Annotated in this window: 16 protein-coding genes; 9 read left to right on the forward strand and 7 right to left on the reverse strand. The window is 52.3% G+C overall.

Translation table 11 applies throughout. The features are described from left to right. Positions 1–112: 112 nt before the first annotated feature. On the forward strand, positions 113–1,885 hold the full coding sequence (locus tag ACLTX1_RS08690; protein WP_412330779.1) for an ABC transporter ATP-binding protein: 1,773 nt from the start codon (positions 113–115) through the stop codon (positions 1,883–1,885). Then, positions 1,885–3,654, forward strand: a complete 1,770-nt coding sequence (locus ACLTX1_RS08695; RefSeq protein ID WP_308448943.1) for an ABC transporter ATP-binding protein — start codon at positions 1,885–1,887, stop codon at positions 3,652–3,654. Before ACLTX1_RS08690 ends, ACLTX1_RS08695 begins: the two co-directional genes overlap by 1 nt. Before the next feature lie 69 nt (positions 3,655–3,723). On the opposite strand, the gene ACLTX1_RS08700 is transcribed toward ACLTX1_RS08695, so the two are convergent. Both ACLTX1_RS08700 and ACLTX1_RS08705 read right to left on the reverse strand, forming a co-directional pair. Further along, a complete protein-coding gene (locus ACLTX1_RS08700; protein ID WP_308448942.1) occupies positions 3,724–3,966 on the reverse strand; it encodes a hypothetical protein in 243 nt (80 codons plus the stop codon). Positions 3,967–4,082: 116 nt separating this feature from the next. Next, the gene (locus ACLTX1_RS08705; RefSeq protein WP_176820205.1) at positions 4,083–4,292 is read right to left on the reverse strand and encodes a cold-shock protein; all 210 of its coding nucleotides are present in this window, start codon (positions 4,290–4,292) and stop codon (positions 4,083–4,085) included. Positions 4,293–4,941: 649 nt separating this feature from the next. Here ACLTX1_RS08705 and spoIVB point away from each other — a divergent pair. Both spoIVB and spo0A read left to right on the forward strand, forming a co-directional pair. After that, entirely contained in the window at positions 4,942–6,063 is a 1,122-nt protein-coding gene (gene spoIVB / locus ACLTX1_RS08710) for a SpoIVB peptidase (RefSeq protein WP_412330780.1), read from the forward strand. Positions 6,064–6,415: 352 nt separating this feature from the next. Continuing rightward, entirely contained in the window at positions 6,416–7,174 is a 759-nt protein-coding gene (spo0A, locus tag ACLTX1_RS08715; RefSeq protein ID WP_412330781.1) for a sporulation transcription factor Spo0A, read from the forward strand. A gap of 303 nt (positions 7,175–7,477) precedes the next feature. Here spo0A and rny read toward each other — a convergent pair whose 3' ends face one another. Together rny and ACLTX1_RS08725 are read right to left on the reverse strand one after the other, a co-directional pair. Next, positions 7,478–9,040: a ribonuclease Y gene (rny, locus tag ACLTX1_RS08720; RefSeq protein WP_395590551.1), complete on the reverse strand. Its 1,563-nt coding sequence runs from the start codon at positions 9,038–9,040 to the stop codon at positions 7,478–7,480. A gap of 284 nt (positions 9,041–9,324) precedes the next feature. Next, entirely contained in the window at positions 9,325–9,573 is a 249-nt protein-coding gene (locus ACLTX1_RS08725) for a helix-turn-helix domain-containing protein (protein WP_412330782.1), read from the reverse strand. 425 nt (positions 9,574–9,998) lie between these two features. On the opposite strand from ACLTX1_RS08725, the gene thrS reads away from it, so the two are divergent. After that, positions 9,999–11,933, forward strand: a complete 1,935-nt coding sequence (gene thrS, locus ACLTX1_RS08730) for a threonine--tRNA ligase (protein WP_343284873.1) — start codon at positions 9,999–10,001, stop codon at positions 11,931–11,933. Between the two features lie 99 nt (positions 11,934–12,032). On the opposite strand, the gene ACLTX1_RS08735 is transcribed toward thrS, so the two are convergent. Further along, entirely contained in the window at positions 12,033–12,680 is a 648-nt protein-coding gene (locus ACLTX1_RS08735; protein ID WP_308448936.1) for an AraC family transcriptional regulator, read from the reverse strand. Beyond that, positions 12,664–12,978, reverse strand: a complete 315-nt coding sequence (locus ACLTX1_RS08740; RefSeq protein WP_412330783.1) for a hypothetical protein — start codon at positions 12,976–12,978, stop codon at positions 12,664–12,666. Before ACLTX1_RS08740 ends, ACLTX1_RS08735 begins: the two co-directional genes overlap by 17 nt. Positions 12,979–13,233: 255 nt before the next feature. Between ACLTX1_RS08740 and ACLTX1_RS08745 the strand changes: the two genes are divergently transcribed. From ACLTX1_RS08745 to ACLTX1_RS08755, 3 genes are read left to right on the forward strand one after another with little or no spacing between them, the layout of a single operon-like run. Further along, positions 13,234–14,202, forward strand: coding sequence for an ABC transporter permease subunit (locus ACLTX1_RS08745; RefSeq protein ID WP_176820198.1), 969 nt, complete (start codon positions 13,234–13,236; stop codon positions 14,200–14,202). A 15-nt stretch (positions 14,203–14,217) separates the two neighbouring features. Next, positions 14,218–14,988, forward strand: coding sequence for a carbohydrate ABC transporter permease (locus ACLTX1_RS08750; RefSeq protein WP_412330784.1), 771 nt, complete (start codon positions 14,218–14,220; stop codon positions 14,986–14,988). A gap of 60 nt (positions 14,989–15,048) precedes the next feature. Then, positions 15,049–16,839: a hypothetical protein gene (locus ACLTX1_RS08755; protein ID WP_412330785.1), complete on the forward strand. Its 1,791-nt coding sequence runs from the start codon at positions 15,049–15,051 to the stop codon at positions 16,837–16,839. Positions 16,840–16,928: 89 nt separating this feature from the next. On the opposite strand, the gene ACLTX1_RS08760 is transcribed toward ACLTX1_RS08755, so the two are convergent. After that, positions 16,929–17,501, reverse strand: a complete 573-nt coding sequence (locus tag ACLTX1_RS08760) for a manganese efflux pump MntP family protein (RefSeq protein ID WP_412330786.1) — start codon at positions 17,499–17,501, stop codon at positions 16,929–16,931. Positions 17,502–17,973: 472 nt separating this feature from the next. Between ACLTX1_RS08760 and ACLTX1_RS08765 the strand changes: the two genes are divergently transcribed. After that, a complete protein-coding gene (locus ACLTX1_RS08765; protein WP_412330787.1) occupies positions 17,974–20,613 on the forward strand; it encodes a family 78 glycoside hydrolase catalytic domain in 2,640 nt (879 codons plus the stop codon). The last annotated feature ends 95 nt before the right edge of the window (positions 20,614–20,708 follow it).

Consider the following 20,708-nt stretch of genomic DNA (forward strand, 5'->3'; position numbering starts at 1 on the left):
ATTCCATGCGCCTGAGGAGGAAACCGCACGTACGGTGCGGACTGTACCAAAGGTACAACTGTACCAAGGGTACAGAGAAAGCAGGATATGCATTGAAAGGAAAGGGAACGCTATGTTTCAGCTGAAATGGGTTTGGAAAAACCTGGAAGGCTGCCGAAAGCGATATGTTTTCGCGCTGTGCTCTACCGCGGTTCTTTCTATGATGGCGCTGGTCAACTCGGTTTTGACCGCGCAGATCATGGACACCGTATTTACGCCGGTAAAAGAGGGGCAGGGCACTACGCCGGAGCTTTGGCGTCGGCTCGTTGTGCTCGTCTCCATTCTGATCGGTTTCACGATGTTCAGAATGTGCTTTAACTATCTTTCGGTCATGACGTACGAGACGTGCTCGCAAAAGCTGCTCTTTAAACTGCGCCGCGATCTGTACGCAAACATGCAGGCGCAGGATAGCTCATTCTTCTCAAAGAACCGCACCGGCGATCTGATGACCCGCCTGACCGGCGACCTTGACATGGTGCGCCACACTACGTGCTATGTCATCCGCATGATCATCGACTGCGTGGTGCTGTTTCTCACCACATCCATCACATTCCTTTGTGTGGACTGGCTGTTCGCGCTTGCCATGCTGGCCGTAACGCCGATTATTTTCATCCTGACGAAGGTTTTCGCAAAGCAGGTGCACCCGCTGTATGTCGACCTGCGCGAGCGCCTTTCGCGCATGAACACCGCCGCGCAGGAGAACATCGCCGGCAACCGTGTCGTTAAAGCCTTTGCTCGCGAAGACTACGAGATCGAGCAGTTTGATAAGAAAAACGAGGATTACCGCAAAGCGAACCTCAAAGCGTCGCTGCTGTGGTTCAAATTCTCGCCGTATATCGATGGTTTTTCGCAGTCGCTTTCCATCGCCGTTCTGCTCGTCGGCGGCTCGTTCCTCATCATGGGCCGCATTTCAATCGGCACGTTTGCACTCTTTAACTCGCTGTGCTGGACGCTGACGAACCCGATGAGCACGCTCGGTATGCTCATCAACGACCTGCAGCGTTTCTTTGCCTCTGCGTCGAAGATTGTCGAGCTCTACTACGCGCGCTCCACCATCGTCACACGTCAGGATGCCGTGAAGAAGGAAGGCCGCGTGCAGGGCGCCGTGAAGTTTGACCACGTAACCTTAAAGCGCAACGGCACAGAGGTTCTGCACGACATCAATCTTGACATCAAACCCGGCGAGACCATCGCCATCATGGGACCAACCGGCTGCGGCAAAACGTCGCTTATCAGCCTTATCCCGCGCTTTTCGGATGTATCCGGCGGTACCGTCTCCGTGGACGGCACGCCTGTCGGTATGTATGATCTCAAAAAGCTGCGCGGCTCCGTCGGCATCGCCACGCAGGACGTGTTCCTGTTCTCCGATACCGTAGACGGCAACATTGCCTACGGCGACCCCGAAATGTCCGAGGACGATGTGAAGCGCTTCGCAAAGATCGCCTGCGTCGATTTCGTTGATAAGCTGCCCGAAGGCTTTGATACGGTCATCGGCGAGCGCGGCACCGGCCTTTCCGGCGGTCAGAAGCAGCGTATCGCGCTGGCGCGCGCCCTCGCCATTAAGCCGTCTATTCTCATTCTGGACGACACCACCTCCGCCGTGGATATGGAGACCGAAAAATATATTCAAGACCAGCTTGCGCACCTTGATTTCGACTGCACGAAGATCATTGTCGCGCAGCGTATTTCCACCACGAAGCGCGCAGACCGCATCGTGATCCTTGATAAGGGCCGCGTTGTGGATGTCGGCACGCACGAAGAGCTCATTTCCCGCCCGGGCTATTACCGCGAGGTTTATGAACTGCAAAACGGCATTGCCGGTGAAAAGAAAGGGGGTGCTGCGTAATGGCAAGAAACCGTTTTGACGTTGACGAAACGCTGGAAACCCCATTTAATATCAAACACTTGCTGCGTGCAGGCGTGTATATCAAGCGGCACAAACAGAAAATGATCTTATCGCTCGTTTTCTCCGCCATTTCCGCCGCGTGTGCGCTTGTAGGTCCTAAGCTCATCGAGACCGCCCTGAACGTCGCCGTGCCGAACCGCGATTATAAAATGCTGTTCATTCTGGCAGGCATCATGCTCTTATCCATTCTGCTTTCCATTTTCTTTTCCGTCAAGCGCTCACGCTACATGACGGTGGTGGGGCAGGCCATCATCTACGACATCCGCAAGGATCTCTTTGAGCATTTGCAGCGGCTTTCGTTCCAGTTCTACGACGACCGCCCGCACGGCAAAATTCTGACGCGTGTCATCAACTACGTGAACTCTGTTTCCGATGCGCTTTCCAACGGCATCATCAATTTCATTCTCGAAATTTTCAACCTCATTCTCATCGCCGTGTTCATGTTCATGTGCGATGTCAGGCTCTCGCTCGTCGTCATGGCGGGCATTCCGCTGTTCCTCATCATTGTGCTCGTCATCAAGCCTGCACAGCGCCGCGCTTGGCAGGATGTTTCCAATAAGAGCTCCAACCTCAACGCCTACCTGCACGAGAGCCTTGACGGTATGAAGATCACGCAGGCGTTCACGCGTGAAGAGGAAAATGCGAAGATCTACAACAATCTTAACACCAAAATGTACAAAAGCTGGATGAAGGCGCAGTACACCTCGAACCTCGTGTGGTTTTCCGTCAACAACATCTCCACATGGGTCGTTGGCGCTATGTACCTTGTGGGCTTCTCGCTTTTGGGTCCCGCCGTGCAAATCGGTACGCTCATCGCCATTTCCGCGTATGCGTGGCGCTTCTGGCAGCCGATTTTGCAGCTTTCCAACCTCTACAACACGTTCATCAACGCCGTGGCGTATCTGGAGCGTATCTTCGAGATGATCGATGAGCCCGTGCTTGTCGATGACGCGCCGGACGCAACGGAGCTGCCGCCGATTAAGGGCGACGTGACGTTCGACGACGTGACATTCTCTTACGACGGCTCCATCAACGTTCTGGAGCACTTCAATCTCGATGTGAAAGCGGGCGAGTCCATCGCGCTTGTCGGCCCCACGGGTGCCGGCAAAACGACGGTTGTCAACCTCATCTCGCGTTTCTACAACATCAATTCCGGCCGGGTGCTCGTCGATGGGCACGACATCTCCAAGGTGACGCTGCACTCGCTGCGCGCGCAAATGGGCATCATGCTGCAGGACAGCTTCATTTTCTCCGGCACCATCATGGATAACATCCGCTACGGCCGCTTGGACGCCACGGATGAGGAGATCATCGCCGCTGCAAAGACCGTGCGTGCGCATGAGTTCATCAGCGAAATGCCGGATGGCTACTATACGCAGGTAAACGAGCGCGGCTCGCGCCTCTCGCAGGGCCAAAAGCAGCTTATTGCGTTTGCAAGAACGCTGCTGTCCGACCCGAAGATTCTCGTGCTGGACGAAGCCACGTCCTCCATTGATGCGAAGACCGAGCGCCTTTTGCAGGAAGGCCTGCAGGCGCTTTTAAAGGGCAGAACAAGCTTCATCATCGCGCACCGCCTATCCACCATCAAAAATTGTGACCGCATCTTGTACATCTCGAATAAGGGCATTGCCGAAAGCGGCAGCCACGACGAGCTCATGGAACAGAAGGGCCACTACTACCAGCTTTATACCGCACAGCTGGAAGAGTAAAACAAGCGAATATAAAGCTAAAAAGTAACCAGCCTCATCGCGCCGAATCCGACCGATGAGGCTGACTTTTTATAACTGAATGTCTTCCGGCTTATCGTCGTACACGCCAAGCTCGAAGTTTCGCTTGCCGGGGAGCTTTTTGGGGATCTCCATGCTGTGCAGGTCTTGGTACGACGTAAACTCCGCGTCGTTTTGCGGCGGCGTGGGCATGAGGCCGGTGCACTCCGTAGCGCTTGCGACGCTCTCCGGCGTATCAGGGTAAATCGTCACATGCTCGCCGTGGGTGAACTTCTTTTCGTTTTTCTTTTGCATTTGGCATCCCTTCCTTCCCACAGTATTGTGCGCCGAAAAGCGAAGCTTATACAAAAAAAAAAAGCACCGGTGAAATCAATCACAGGTGCCTCTTATCTCGCTGTTCTAATTTACAATTAGAGCTTTACGACATTTGCTGCGCGGAGCTTGCCGTTCTTCGGGTCGGTCTCGGTCTCAAAGGTGACCTTCTGGCCTTCGTTCAGCGTCTTGAAGCCGTCGCCCTGAATTGCGGAGAAATGTACGAATACGTCCTCGCCGCCCTCATCGTTGGAGATGAAGCCGTAGCCCTTTTCTGCGTTAAACCATTTGACTGTACCGTTGTTCATTGTGGTACCTCCATATAAAAATAAAGATTGTGTTCGTAAACGCCATACAAAAAAACACAGGTCCTGTAAACCACCCAAAGAATGACTTACAAAGAAAACCTGTGAGACATTGACATTGTTTATTACACTATCCAAAGTATAACAGCTTTTCCGCCGAAAGTCAATCAAAATTTGTGGAGTATGCGGCCTTTTTTGTTCACATGTTTTTCAAAAAAACTTCCTCCTTTTTTCACGAAATATCAATTTCGTTTTCATATTCTTCCTCTATACTACGTAATGTACTCAGGAGGAACAAGAGAGAGCCGAATGAGTTACAAACTTCTTCATTTTTTACTTCCTTCATTTCTTTAAACGTTCCGCACCGGGTCGATAGCCGGGCGCTGCTTCCCCACAGCGTTTACGCGGAGCCGAAAATCGGAAACAGTTCGTTTCTTCCGATATTACCCCTATTTTTTACCCCACTGTCCTCTGCCGGGTGCTGCGAGCCCGGCAGTGCGGCAGACCAAAAACGATCGCCTTTGCGTAACGATTTCCTTCGTTGTGCAAAGGTGTTTTTAATTGCCGCAAATACTTTTCTCTCCGCGTGGAAAAGTAAAAACAGAAGGCTCGTTTGAGCTTTCTGAATTTTTCTGTAAGGAGATGAGAAGATTTGAATTTTGAAAATGAACCGCAACCGCACGCCCCAAAACGACGCGACATCTCGCTTTTTGAGGGCATCCGCACATTTGCGGCAAGCGTGGGCACGGCGGCTTTACTGATGCTTTCCGTGTGCGGGCTCATCGGCCTGCCGCTGCCGGAAAACGCAGCGGCGCACGCCGTTTCCGCTTCCCATATCACGGCAAAGACAGAAACGGTGCGCACCGTGCAGCTTGGCGGCGATGTTTTCGGCATAAAACTTTTTTCGGACGGCGTTATTGTTGCCGCACTTTCGGAAATTTATGCAGACGGTGGCTTAAAATGCCCTGCAAGCGAAGCCGGCATTCAGCCCGGCGATTATATCCTTTCCGTAAACGGCAATAACGTAGAGACGAACGCTGCGCTTTCCGCTGTGCTTTCCGAAAACGAAACGAACACGCTCACGCTGCGGCGCGGCACGGAAGTGTTCACGGCGCAAGTTACTTCCGTTTTGTGTGAGGGCTCGTACAAAGCGGGCATGTGGGTACGGGACAGCGCTGCGGGCATCGGCACCGTGACGTTTTACACCGAAGACGGCAAAGCGTTCGGCGCGCTCGGTCACGGCATTTGCGATGCCGACACGCGCAATGTTTTGGAGATCCGCAGCGGCGAGCCGGCTGCCGTTTCCGTCTGCGGCATCGAGCGCGGCAGCAGCGGTCGGCCGGGCCGCCTGCGCGGGTATTTTACGGGCGGCAAGAGCCTTGGCACGCTGACGCAGAACACGGAGCTTGGGCTTTACGGCAAACTCTCCGCACCGCACGAGGGCGAGACCGTAGAGGTGCTGCCGCGCGGAAATGTGCATACAGGTGCCGTACAGATCGCCGCCACAATCGACGATGAGGGTATGCGGCTGTTTGATGCGGAGCTTGAGCGCGTCAGCACAGACGGCAAGCAGGAAACACGTACCCTTGTGCTGCACGTGACCGACCCGGAACTGCTTGCACGTACCGGCGGCATTGTGCAGGGCATGAGCGGTTGCCCCATTTTGCAGAACGGTAAGCTGGTTGGTGCGGTGACGCACGTTTTCGTAGATGATGCTACACGCGGCTATGGCATTTTTGCCGAAACGATGCTCGAAAACCTGAACGAAAATTAAGACGAGGGGGACGGTGGGCTGCGGCGCACGCGTCCCTTTTTCGCGCCGCTTTGCCATGTTTCTCACAGAAGGTATGACACAATCTTACAGAATCGGTTTCCGTTCTGTTTCATACATCTTTTTGGTAAGAAACTCGCCGGGATATTAGCTGTAATAAAAATATCTTATTATCTGCTGATTTTTGTCGAAATAAGAAGTGTATCAACCGAAATCGTGATGAAAGCTAACAAAATCAAGATCCATATTTTTGTTAGAAAACAAATAAATTAAAGAAATTTCATTTACCCTCTTGAAATAGCGTGTATGATATGGTAAAATTTGTTCACAATTTAAATCACGCAGGAGGTAAGCCATGGAAAAGCAAATAAAGGTCATCATTTGTGCGGATGACGGCGAATGGAGCCGTGAAAACACCGACGCATTGGCTTCGCGGGGTGCACAGGTTGTGACCGTAAACAGGAACGGAACAGCGCTACTGACCAAAATACGGGATGAGAAACCGGATGTGGTTGTAATGGATCTCTTTATGGCGGGCGTGGATGCGCTGGGCGTTATGCACGCGGTGAAAGCCGAGGGACTGCCAAAGCCGGTGTTCATCATCACGGCAGCGTATTCCTCAAACACTTTGGAGCGGCAGATCATGGAGGCCGGCGCAGATTATTACGCCATCCAGCCGTTCAGCAAAACCGAGATCATCGACCGTATCTTTACGTTGGCCGGTGCGGCACAGCATCCGTCAAACGGCACCAGCCGCAGCGACCTGCGCATTCAGGTTACGGAGATTCTGCATCAGATTGGCGTGCCGGCCCACATTAAGGGATACCACTATCTTCGAGATTCCATCATCATGGCCATCGAAGACCCGGAGATTATCAATGCGGTGACAAAACAGCTTTATCCGAGTGTGGCAAAGCAGTACGAGACCACGAGCTCCCGTGTGGAACGCGCCATTCGCCATGCGATCGAAGTCGCTTGGGATCGCGGTGATGTGGATGTGTTGAATTCGTATTTCGGTTACACCATTCACAATACGCGGGGCAAGCCCACGAACAGCGAGTTCATCGCCATGATTTCCGATAAACTGTGTTTGCAGATGGACAATGCGTCTTAATCGACAAAATGTGAATTTTTTACACATATTTTGCGCACTCCGTTTATCAAAGCTAACACGAATTTCAGCACATAATTAAAATTGTATTTTGCAAAGCAACACCTTTTGACCGTAGCACCGAAAATCCGAGCATTTATGCTTGATCTTGTCGGCAGGGTAAGAGGTGTTGCTTTTTTTACAGCAAAATCGCGTGTCGAGGCGGGGGAGAACCCAACGACGCGCGGTTTTACATAACAAAAGCCCTCCGAGATTCCTCCCGGAGGGCTTTGCTTGTGATTCGGTTGAGCGTTGTGACGAACTATGTTATTTCGCGAAATCGACCGCTCTGCTTTCACGGATCATGTTAACCTTAATCTGACCCGGATATTCGAGGTCTTCCTCAATCTTCTTGCAGATGTCGCGGGCGAGCAGCGTCATTTTCTCATCGTTGATCACTTCGGGCTTTACCATGACGCGGATCTCGCGGCCGGCCTGAATGGCGTAGCAGCGATCCACACCGTCAAACGATGCAGCCACGGCCTCGAGCTTTTCGAGACGTTTGATATAGTTTTCGATGTTCTCGCGGCGCGCGCCGGGGCGTGCTGCCGAGATGGCATCGGCCGCCTGCACCAGGCAGGCAATGACCGTTTTCGCTTCAATGTCGCCGTGGTGTGCGGCAATTGCGTGGATAACGGCTTCGCTTTCCTTGTACTTTCTTGCAACATCCACGCCGATCTCCACATGGGAGCCTTCAATCTCGTGGTCGAGCGCTTTGCCGATATCATGCAGCAAACCTGCTCTTCTTGCAATGGTGGGGTCAAGACCCAGTTCGGAAGCCATCATACCGGCAAGGTAAGAAACTTCCAGAGAGTGGTTGAGGACATTCTGTCCATAGCTGGTGCGGTAACGCAGCCGACCAAGCAGCTTAACAAGCTCATGGTGAATGCCGTTTACGCCGGCAGCAAGCACGGCGCGTTCGCCCTCGGCTTTAATGGTCGCATCCACTTCGCGGCGGGCTTTCTCAATCGTCTCCTCAATTCTGGTCGGGTGGATTCTGCCATCCGAGATCAGCTTTTCAAGGGCGATTCTTGCCACTTCACGTCTTACGGGCTCAAAGCTCGAAAGCGTAATGGCTTCAGGTGTGTCATCGATGATGAGATCCACGCCGGTAAGCTGTTCAATGGCGCGGATGTTACGGCCTTCGCGGCCGATGATTCTGCCCTTCATTTCATCGTTGGGCAGCGGAACGACGCTGATGGCGGCTTCGGATACGTGATCCGCCGCGCAGCGCTGAATGGCGACCGAAATGATCTCTCTTGCCAGCTTGTCGCATTCTTCCTTCGTCTGCTGTTCATACTCCATTACTTTAATGGCCTTTTCATGCACAAGATCATCCTCAAGTAACTTGAGCAAATACTCTTTTGCCTGGTCCACGGTAAAGGAAGAGATCCTCTCCAACATGTCGATCTGACTTTTCTTAACGGATTCTGCCTCTTTCAGGCGTTCCTCCGCCTTGCGCATCTTATTTTCGACCGCGTTTTCTTTGGATTCCAGATTTTCCATCTTTTTATCCAAAGATTCTTCCTTCTGGGAAACGCGGCGCTCCTGACGCTGAATTTCTTTTCTGCGGTCATTCATCTCGCGTTCGGACTCGTTGCGCAAACGATGAATTTCGTCCTTGCCCTCGAGCACGGCTTCCTTTTTCTTTGCGGCAGCCGTTTTGATCGCGTTGCTGATGATCCGCTTGGCTTCGTCTTCTGCCGAACCGATGGCAGCTTCCGCTTCTCTTTTTCGATGATTCACACCCGCAAAGAAAGCGACAGCACCGCACACGGCGGCTGCCAACACTGCGATCAGAACACAAACCCAAATTGGTACTTGTGGCATTGGGCACCTCCTTCGCTAAGGTTTTCGATATTCAATTACTAAATTAGGTTATGCAGGGTGCGTTATTCCCTGTGAAGGCTCACACAAAAAGCAGCCGCATAAACTGCTCGGAACACGGCTGACTTAAAAAGTGTAAAACACTCCATGTACAATTTTATCTCTTTTCCTTGCATATGTCAACCAAAGAATTTAAGAAATAGTTACGGTTTCTTTCTGTTTTATACAAGAGCCCAGTATATAAGCCGATTTTTTTGCTTTTTAGAAGAAAAATTTTTTCTGCGGGTCTATTTATCCCGCTTTTCTTCCGCTTCTTCCATTTTGCGGACAAGCTCGCTGGGGCGCATATCAAACGCTTCCGCAATCTTGCATATCGTCGAGAAATTCGCCTGCTTTGTCCCGCACTCGATCATCGTCAAATGCGTGCGCGCGATGCCCGCAAAGCCGCTTAAAACCTCTTGCGACATGCCTTTTGCTTTGCGCACAGACCGTATCGTTTGCCCCACAATATTATTTTCCCAAAGCAAGTGTATCACCTCTACGCAAATTGTATGCGTAAATAGACATTTTATTGTCTATGATGATAGACAATAATGGATTTATGTGAAAAACTCTTTTCTTGGGTGTTGACATTTCAGAAAAACGGTGATAGTATGGGGACAAGAAAAGGGCTTTGATAAGGAAGTTCGGGTTCAGGTCTTTTCGAAAGAGAGCGGTTGCCACCGGCTGAAAGCACCGCGGAAAGCGAAACCGAAATACCGCCTTTGAGCCGCCGCCGAACGGTTTACCGAAAAGGCGGACGTTGCCGCCGCGTTAAGGCGGAAGAACGAGCTGTGTGTTAACACAAGTGTGTTTTAACACGCAGGAACTCGGGTGGAACCGCGCAGTGTCGCCCCGAGATCCCGGTGAGGGATCCCGGGGCTTTTTATTTTATCAGAGAATTAGGAAAGGATTGAGAATCATGATCAAGGTTGACCTGAAGGGCAGCGAAAAGGAATTTGAAAGCGGCGTTTCCGTAGCGGAAGTCGCAAAAAGCATCGGCATGGGTCTTTATAAGTCCGCATGTGCCGCAAAAGTGAACGGCGAGGTGTGCGACCTGCGCACCGTGCTCAACGAAGATTGCAAAGTAGAGATTTTGACGTTTGACGATAAAGAGGGAAAAAAGGCATATTGGCACACCGCGTCCCACATCATGGCGCAGGCGGTAAACCGCCTGTACCCGGGCACAAAGTTCGCCATCGGCCCGGCTGTGGATAACGGCTTCTATTATGATATGGAGCTGCCGCAGGCCATCACCAACGACGACCTCGCAAAGATCGAAGCCGAGATGAAGAAGATCATCAAGGAAGACATCGAGATTGAACGCTTCGAGCTGCCGGTCGCGGAAGCACTGGAGCTCATGAAGGGTCAGGACTATAAAGAGGAGCTCATCCGTGAGCACGCTGCCGAGGGCGAGCACATCTCCTTCTATAAGCAGGGCGATTTCACGGACCTCTGCGCAGGCCCGCACCTCATGCGCACCGGCAATGTCAAGGCTGTAAAGCTCACCTCCATCACAGGTGCATACTGGCGCGGCGATGCAAGCAACAAGATGCTGCAGCGTCTCTACGGCATCGCGTTCCCGAAGCAGAGCTTGCTGGAAGAGCACCTCACCATGATGGAGGAAGCCAAGAAGCGCGATCACAACAAGCTCGGCCGTGAGCTGGAGCTTTTCACCACAAGCGACGTTATCGGTCAGGGCTTGCCGATCCTGCTGCCGAAGGGCGCACGCATCGTTCAGCTTCTGCAGCGCTTCGTCGAGGACGAGGAGCAGCGCCGCGGCTGGCTGCTGACAAAGACCCCGTTTATGGCAAAGAGCGACCTGTACAAGATCTCCGGTCACTGGGATCATTATAAGGATGGCATGTTCGTGCTCGGCGACGAGGAGAAGGACAAGGAAGTCTTCGCTCTGCGCCCGATGACCTGCCCGTTCCAGTATCAGGCTTATTTAAACCGCAAGCGTTCCTACCGCGACCTGCCGCTGCGCTACAACGAGACCTCCACACTGTTCCGTAATGAAGCAAGCGGCGAGATGCACGGCCTGATCCGTGTGCGCCAGTTCACCATTTCCGAAGGCCACCTCATGTGCACACCGGAGCAGCTGGAAGATGAGTTCAGAAAGTGCCTGGAGCTTGCAATCTTCATGCTGAAGACACTCGGTCTGTATGAGGACGTTTCCTACCGCTTCTCGCAATGGGACCCGAATGACCGTGCAAAGTATATCGGTACGGAAGAGCAGTGGAACGAGGCACAGGGCCTCATGGAGCGCATCCTTAATCACCTCGAGATTCCGTACGAGATCGGCATCGGCGAAGCTGCGTTCTACGGCCCGAAGCTCGATATCCAGATTAAGAACGTGTACGGCAAGGAAGATACGCTTATCACCATTCAGATTGACCAGATGCTTGCCGAGCAGTTCGGCATGGTCTACACCGATAAGGACGGCAAGCAGAAGACCCCGTGCATCATTCACCGTACCTCCATCGGCTGCTACGAGCGTACCCTCGCGTTGCTCATCGAAAAGTACGCAGGCGCGTTCCCGCTGTGGCTCGCCCCGGTACAGGTGAAGCTGCTGCCCATCGCAGACCGCCACCTCGACTATCTCTATGAAGTCAAGAAGCAGCTTGAAGACAAGGGCTTCCGCTGCGAGGTCGACGACCGCAGCGAGAAGATTGGCTACAAGATTCGCGAAGCACAGCTCGAAAAGGTGCCGTACATGGTCGTTGTCGGCGATAAGGACATCGAAAACAACACCATCTCTATCCGTAAGCGCAAAGAGGGCGACCTCGGCGCCATGACCGTAGAGCAGTTCCTTGAAAAAATTGTTCCGGATCGCGACAACAAGGTCATTGACTGATCGAATACAATATAATATAAGATAAAGAACACCGTCCGCTCGGAGCTTTTCCGAACGGGCGGTGTTTTGTTATCTATGGATCGCGTGAAAGATATACGGTTAATCCTTCAGCTCGTCCCGCGAGACGATTTTCAGCTGCGATTTCTCTGCCAGCTGCCGGTATTCCGTCGGCGTGATGCCGAAGTACTTCTTAAATAACCGGCAGAACGCAGAAGATTCCGAAAAGTGGTACATTTCGGTCACTTCTTTCACGGATAACCCGCGGTGGATGTGCTCTGCGGCGGCGTTCATGCGTATACGATTAATGTAATTGCTCGGGGTGGAACCGAAGTTATCTTGAAAATAATAGAACAGTGCGCGTTCGGAAATCGAAAGCTTTTTCGCAAGTTCCGGCACGCTGATCTTCTCCGTTGCGTGGTCGAGCAGGTATTGGGTGATTTTGTCCTTGTTGGTGAGGCCGTCGTAATTTTGCTTAAGGGTAAAAATGCAGTCCAGTATAAATCCGGAAAGAACTTGGTTCAGGCAGCACTTGGTATAGCTGCAAACGCGCTTTCTGAGAAAGTCGCTGTAATCGATCAGCTGTGTATTATAACCGACAGGGCTCAGCTTTCCGCACAAAAAGTCATTTAAAACATCGGCGTCTTCGCAGGAACAGTCGGAAACGCATTTCATTGTAAAGGGAAGCCAGAGAATCTGCATGTTGTCGCAGCAGCAGTGATTCCAAAGGATTTTATCGCTGCGGCGCACAAATTAACCCTCCGGTAATTACATTTAAAATGTCGTTATTCAAATATAAATCGCTTTTTTCAGACGAAGCTTTGACGCAGAGCATCAAAACAAACTGCTGATTTTCAAACAATTCATCCAAATTTTCGAAATTTGGGAGGCCCCAATGCACCTTTCCGAAGGCAATAGTAAAATTGTTCAAAATGGATGCGGTTTCATGCTCGCATTTTTGTGTGTCTAAGATAGTGCTTTGTGACATATGCCCACCAGCTTCACCATAAAATTTACCTTTTGTACCTATATTGTACACGGTTTGCATAATTTGTCAATATGCTTTGCACAATTTGTCCTTGAATTGTTACAAATGCGTGTGTATAATATGAACAATTCCTGAAGAAGTTGTTGCGGAGATTTAGACAAATTTGGAAACCATCCGAACATCGTTCAGGGCTTTCGATGAGAAAACCGTAAAACTGCAAAAGGCAGTCGGGTTTCAAAAAAATTTTGGCTTTAAGCAGGCTTTGAGTTCTGCTTTTTGTAAAAAATTTTCCATCTTTTGTGGAAATGGAGCGTGATGAGATTGAAACAAGCACAAGCGAGTGGAAATACGGTCTTACGCAAAAAGAACGTCTTTTCCAGAATGCTTGCCCAGTGGGATCTGCAGATATTGTTAGTTCCCGGCATCCTCTTAGTCCTCCTGTTCAGCTACGTACCGATGTACGGCGTGGTTATGGGCTTCCAGGATTTCCAGCTCGGTGATTTCCCGGGCTTCAGCCAGTGGGTAGGCTTCAAACACTTCCAGACCATGTTCGCCGATAAGTACTTCGGACTGGCCATGCGCAACACGCTGGTCATCAGCGCCCTTAAGATGTTCATTGGCTTCCCGCTGCCGATTTTCTTCGCAGTGCTGCTGAACGAAATGAACTTCCAGCCGCTGAAAAAAACGGTTCAGACCGTCAGCTACCTGCCGCACTTCATCTCTTGGGTTGTATGTGCAACGTTGATGTTTGACCTCATGTCCACCGACGGCGGCGCCATCAATGAGTTCCTCATGTGGATCGGCGTCATTAAAGAACCAATCGGCTTCTTCACCGAAGGCAAGTACTTCTGGGGCATTACATTGTGCACGGATATCTGGAAGGAGCTTGGCTGGAACGCGATCATCTTCATCTCCGCTATCACGAGCATCAGCCAGGATATGTATGAAGCGGCTGATATCGACGGCGCAACGCGCGCACAGAAGATGTGGCATATCACAATTAAGTCCATCAAACCGACCATCATCCTGATGTTTATCTTCCAGGTCGGCGGCATCCTGAATGCAAACTTCGACCAGATCATGATGCTCACCAAGCAGATGGGCAACTCCATGTTGAAAGAATACGCAGACGTGCTCGATACCTTCATTTATCGTTTGGGTGTCAGCCAGGGTCGTTTCTCCTTCGCAGCAGCGGCCGGTCTCTTTAAGTCTATCGTCAACTTCGCACTGCTCCTTGGTTCCAACTACGTAGCAGGTAAATTCGGCGAAGCACAGCTTTTCTAAGGGGGGAACAGAGAGATGGCAAAAAATCCAAACAAAATCCGCGCCAAGCGCGTGGCCAGCGACTACGAGCTGGTTTTCACAAACCAGAAGATCTGGATGGCGTACTTCATCACCATCGCACGTACCGTCATCGGTACGGTCGGCGGCGTGCTCATTACCGGTATGCTGGCATTCGCAATTTCCAGAACGAATCTCGTAGGCAAAAAAGTTTACGCAATGCTGTGTCTTATCCCGATGTACTTCGGCGGCGGCCTCATGCCGACCTACTTCTTGATCCTCAATCTCGGTCTCAAGAACAACTTCCTCGTGTACATCATCCCGGCACTCGTCAACCTGTGGAACATGATTCTCATGCGCAGCTACTTCCAGTCTCTGCCGGAAGCGCTTGAAGAATCCGCCCTCATCGACGGCGCAAACTACATAACCATCTTCTTTAAAATTTACTTCCCGCTCTCCACACCGATCATCGCGACGATCGCCCTGTACTTCGGTGTGCAGCATTGGAACGACTGGTTCCAGGCAAACCTGTACATTACACAGGATTACCTGAAGCCGATGCAGAACGTCCTTCTCGGAATCGTCAACGAAGCGAAGTTCGCAGAACAGATGGCCTCTGCGGGCATGGGCGTCACCATCGACGCCAACATGTTGAAGGGCAAGGAGACCAACGTGCGCTCCATCACAATGGCTACGATGTTTGTTACGATCATTCCGATCATCATCGTTTACCCGTTCCTGCAGCGCTACTTCGTAAAAGGCATTATGATCGGCTCCGTTAAGGGCTAATCATAAAATAAATTGTCAATGCAAGGTGTATTGACGAAGCATTCTTTAAGGAGGCAAAGTATGAAGTCCAGAAACTCTCTCTTGAAGGCTCTGGCAGCAGTCATGGCAGCATCCATGATTCTGACAGTAGCCGGCTGCGGCGGCGGCGGAAACTCTTCCACGGCTGAAAGCAGCACATCTTCCAAAACGGAATCTTCCGCAGCGGAATCCACAGACGGCGGTGACGCAAGCTCCGAGGTAACCGGTTCCTCCGGCCCGGACGACACCACCGAGCACTACGAATTTGATGCATATTACAGCTATCAGGGTTCCGTTAAGCCCTGGGGCGAAGACGCTGCATCGAAGTACATGAACGAAAAGTTCAACATCACGGTCAACTATTCCTGCCCGGAAGCCGATGCGGATTCCAGACTGAACCTGATGATCTCCTCCGACGACCTGCCGGATGTTATCATCCTCGACCGTAACGCGAACTGGCAGAAGCTCATCAGCCTCGGCAAGCTCGTCGATATCAACACCTTGAGGTATGAAGGCTGCTCCTTTGATGAGGACATCCTCGAATCCTCCCAGAAGCTGCTGTCCGTTAACGGCGGTCTCTATGGTATCCCGAACTGGGCTCGTAAGGGCGCTACCGGCGGTAACGCGAGCTGGATGGTCAACCATGACGTTTATGAGCAGCTCGGTTCCCCGGAGCTCAAGACGCTCGAAGACCTGCACCAGTTCATGCTGGATGCTAAGGACAAGGGCGTTAAGACCTCCGACGGCCAGAGCATCTTCCCGTGGCTCCCGAGACAGGACGATAACGGCTTCAACACCGTTTCCGCTATCTATCGTTCCTACGGCAACCCGAACCTTGTTGATACATACTGGTCTCAGGCGGATAACGACATTAAGCTTGCTGTCTTTGACGACAACTACGTCTCCGCTCTGAAGATTGCTAACCAGTGGTTTAGAGAAGGCCTCTTCCCGGAAACCATTTATACCGACAGCAACGATCAGTACGTAGAGAAGCTCTCCAACGGCCGTGGAGCGGTTCTGTACTATGACTTCTCTCAGGACGATACCAACCACTTCCGTACCCTCCTTCAGGAGAAAGACGGCAACACCTACGATCTCCTCGGTTGGGAGCTTAAGGATTCTCCGATCTTCCCGCCGGCTGAAGGCGTAGATTGGGTATATGGCGAAGAAAACGGCACGCCTGGTAGCAACGTCAACTGCATCACCACAAAGGCTGAAAACCCGCAGCGTATCTTCGATCTCTATTCTTGGATGCTCACGAAGGACGGCTCCATCAACATGATGTACGGTCCTGAGGGCGGCCTCTGGGAAGGCAAGGACGAAAACGGCAACCCGATCCTCAAGAAGCCGGAAGAAGAGCTTAGCTCTGACGAAAAGAACGCAGCAGGTTGCTGGTTCTGGGCTCAGCCGGCTCACGCCGATAACGTTGACTTGACGAAGTATGCAGTTAACGATGCACAGCCGGAAGAATCCAGAAGCTGGGTTATCTCCATTCAGGCTCACGTCTTCACTCCGGAAGATTCCATCCATCCGGCAGTCCCCGGCCAGAAGTTCCTGACCGACGAAAACGCCAACCTCTCTCTTGAGATCGATCCGACCGAGGACCTCGGTATGTCCAGACAGGCTATCGCCGATGAGTGCAAGATGCGTATCCCGCAGATCATCATGGCTTCCGACGACGCAACGTTCGATAAGCTCGTTCAGGATCTGAAAGACTTTGCTGAGTCCAATCAGGTTCATGACATTGAGAAGATCTACACCGATAAGCGTGCATCGAACATCGAGCTCCAGGGCTACACCGCATATCAGGATTACTACGACGCACAGAAGTAATTTAACGGGTTACTTTAGTTCGTAAATTAAAACAAAACAGCGTCCCGCTTTCAATAAAAGGAAGCGGGGCGCTTTCTTGTTTCCGGTTCTTAATCGAAAATCATATCCGGTACGCCGAGGTGCTCTAACAAAATTTTCACACCCATCAAAATCAGCACGATGCCGCCGACAAGCTCTGCTTTCGATTTATACTTCGCGCCGAAAATGTTGCCGATGCGAATACCGATCGCCGAAAGAATGAACGTTGTTGCGCCGATAAAGCTGATGGCCGGTACGATTTTGACCTGCAAAAACGCGAACGTTACGCCCACCGCCAGCGCGTCGATGCTCGTCGCCACCGCGAGCGGCAGCATCGTCTTAAAGCTGAACGAATCGTTGAGGTTCTCCGCTTCCTCGCGCGATTCCTTTATCATGCTCAGGCCGATCAGCACCAGCAGCACAAACGCGATCCAGTGGTCGAACTGCTGAATCATTGACTGGAACTGTATACCCAAAATGTACCCTAAAAGGGGCATCAGTGCCTGAAATCCGCCAAAATAGGCACCCACAGTCAGCATGTGTTTCGCTTTCAGCTTTTTCACCGAAAGCCCCTTACATACCGAAACCGCAAATGCGTCCATTGAAAGGCCTACCGCCAGAATAAAGAGTTCCCATAAGTTCATTTTGATCACCGTTTTCCGCTATTTTGTTACAAAAGTATACGCGTGCGCGCAATAAAAAAGACTCACCCGAAAAGCCCGGAAATGCCTTTCGGATAAGTCTCGTCATTTCATGTATAGCCGTGAGTTACCTCAAGTGTGTCGACCATACAACGCTTCGCGCCGACTACTCCCTTATCGCAGTGCCGCTTTGCGGCACCGATAATCATGTTTGCTTATTAAACCACAAATATGGACTTGTGTCAAGCTAAAGTCGCGGCTAACCTATAAGAACTTTTGAAAACGGCTTAGTTCAACATCTTCGCATGCAATTACTGAAAATAAGGACGTATTTTTGCGGAAATTGAGTCCTTGTTTTTCATCTTCATATCTGATATTCTGTGAAATAGAACAAAATGCCGCAGCTTTACGCGGCCGGAATACAAAGCGGCAAAGGAAAAAGCCGCACGTGCAAACGCACAGAAAGGAACGGAACATGAAAATTCAGAGAATGAAAACAAACCGTATCGTCAACCCGCTCGGTTTTGATCTGAAAACGCCGCACGTCTCGTGGACAGTCACGGATACCGAAGCGAAAAAGCAGCTTTGGGCGCGCGTGGAGGTTTCCAAAACGGAGAATTTTGCCGACGTTATCTTTGATACCGGCGCGTGCAAAACCGCGTCGTCCCTCGGTGTACCGGTGGAAATCGCCCTCGAGCCCCGCACGCGCTATTTCTGGCGCGTTACCGTTATGGGCGATAACGGTGAATTGGTCACAAGCGACACTGCGTGGTTCGAGACCGCAAAGCTTGATGAGCCGTTCACGGCACAGCGTATTTCTCCGTGCCTTGCGCCGGACACCGCCCCGTACATGCGCCGCGCGTTTGAGATCATCGGCGAAGTTCTCTCTGCCCGCGCATACTTCACGGGTCTCGGCATCTACGAGCTCTATTTGAACGGCGAAAAGGCGAACGATGAGTACCTTGCCCCCGGTTGCACCGCCTACGACAGCTGGATTCAGTACCAGACCTACGACGTGACCGACCTCATTCACACCGGCGAAAACGTCATCGGCGCCATTTTGGGCAACGGCTGGGCGAAAGGCCGCTTTGGTTTTGACGGCGTCGTCGGCGATTACGAAACGAATTTCCCGGGAAAACCCTGCAACATGTACACAGAGGAATACCTGCTCTTCGGTGAGCTGCACGTCACCACCACGCAGGGCGAGACCGTCATCGTCACGGACGAAAGCTGGCAGTGCGCGCCGAACCCGCTGACGTTCGGCAACATCTACGACGGCGAGCGCTACGATGCGAACCTCGAAATCGAAAACTGGTGCGCGCCGTCCTGCACCTATGCAAATTGGCAGCCGGTGAAGCGCAACACCACGACGAACCTCGGCGCAATTTCCGCGCGCCTCTCGCTGCCCGTAAAAGCAAAGCATATCATCACCCCGAAGCAGATCACCACGCCGAAAAACGAGCTTGTGTTCGACCTCGGCCAGAACATTACGGGTTGGTTCACGTTCATGGCCGACCTGCCCGCAGGTGTCGAGCTGCGCGTGCAGACCGGCGAGCTGTTGCAGGATGACTGCTTCTACCGCGATAACCTGCGCACTGCACTTTCCGAATACCGCTATATTTCGACGGGCAAAAAAGCCTTTATTCGACCGATTGCGACCTTCTACGGCTTCCGCTACATCAAATTCTCCGGCGTGGCAGACCTCACCGGCATCACGGATATTCAGGCGTGGGCCATGTATTCCGACCTCGAGCAAACCGGCGAGATCACGACCGCAAACGAGAAGGTCAACCGCCTGTATTTGAACTCTGTCTGGAGTCAGCGCGATAACTTCCTCGACGTGCCGACCGACTGCCCGCAGCGCGACGAGCGCATGGGCTGGACGGGCGACGCGCAGGCGTTCTGCCCCACGGCGAACTACAACATGGATTGCGGCGCGTTCTATACGAAGTATATCCGAGACCTTTTGGAGGAACAGAAGCGCCTTGACGGCAAGGTGCCGGATGTTGCCCCGCTGCTCATCAGCCGCAAGCCGGGCGAAGCAAACCCAATGCTCGCAAACGGCGGCGGTCACTGTGGCTGGGCAGATGCCGCGGCCATCGTCCCTTGGGAAACCTACATTGCAACGGGCGATATCAGCGTGCTCGAAAACGGCTTCGAGAGCATGAAGCTGTGGGCGGATTGGATCTACCGCTACGATGAAGCGCACGGCGCAACGCGTCTGTGGCCGGGCATTGAGTTCCACTTTGCCGATTGGCTTGCACTGGACGGCCCGGAATCCGGCTTCAATCCCGAGTCTGTTCTCGGCGGCACGGACATTACATTCCTGTGCTCCGCCTACTACTATAAGAGCACCATGTGCGTTGCAAACGCCGCACGCGCGCTCGGCAAAACGACCGAGTACGACGTCTACAAAAAGCGTGCAGACGAAATTCTCGACGCCATCCGCCGCGAGTTTTACACTGCGGGCGGCAGATGCGCGGCCGCAACGCAGACCGGCAACGCCATTTCGCTTTCGTTTGGGCTTGCGCCGGAGTTCGCGCGCGAGAAGATCACCGAAACCCTGCGCGGCCTGCTCGCGATGAATAAAGGCAAGCTGAAGACCGGCTTCCTCGGCACACCTGTGCTGTGCCGCGCGCTCTCCGATAACGGCGCGAATGCAGAAGCCTATACGCTGCTTTTGAACGAGGAAAATCCCGGCTGGCTGTATGAGGTCAATATGGGTGCCACAACGATCTGGGAGCGCTGGAACTCCGTCAATCCGGACGGTAAGATCAGCGGCATCGGCATGAACTCCATGAACCACTACGCTTACGGCGCGGTGTTCGAGTGGGTGTATAAGAATGTCTGCGGCCTGAACCCCGTGCCGGACGTGCCCGGTTATAAAAAGGCCGTCATCCGCCCGCAGCCCGATGTAAGACTCGGCGCGGCAAAAGCCAGGGTCAATACCGCCGCAGGCTACTATGAAACCGGCTGGCGGTACGAGGATAACGGCGAAGTGACGTACACCGTCGTCATCCCGTTTGACGCCGAAGCGGAAGTCTACCTGCCGAAAAAAGACGGCACTACGGAAGAAATGACGCTCACCGCGGGTACGTATACGTTTACACTGTAAAAGTTTTTAAGAATAAACAGAGAGCGCCGGCAAAAAGAACGAAAAATCTTTTTGCCGACGCTTTATAACGAAAAAATCACCGAGGAAAAACTCGG

It is taken from the genome of Hominenteromicrobium sp. (genome assembly GCF_046974225.1).
Classification (GTDB): domain Bacteria; phylum Bacillota; class Clostridia; order Oscillospirales; family Acutalibacteraceae; genus Hominenteromicrobium; species Hominenteromicrobium mulieris.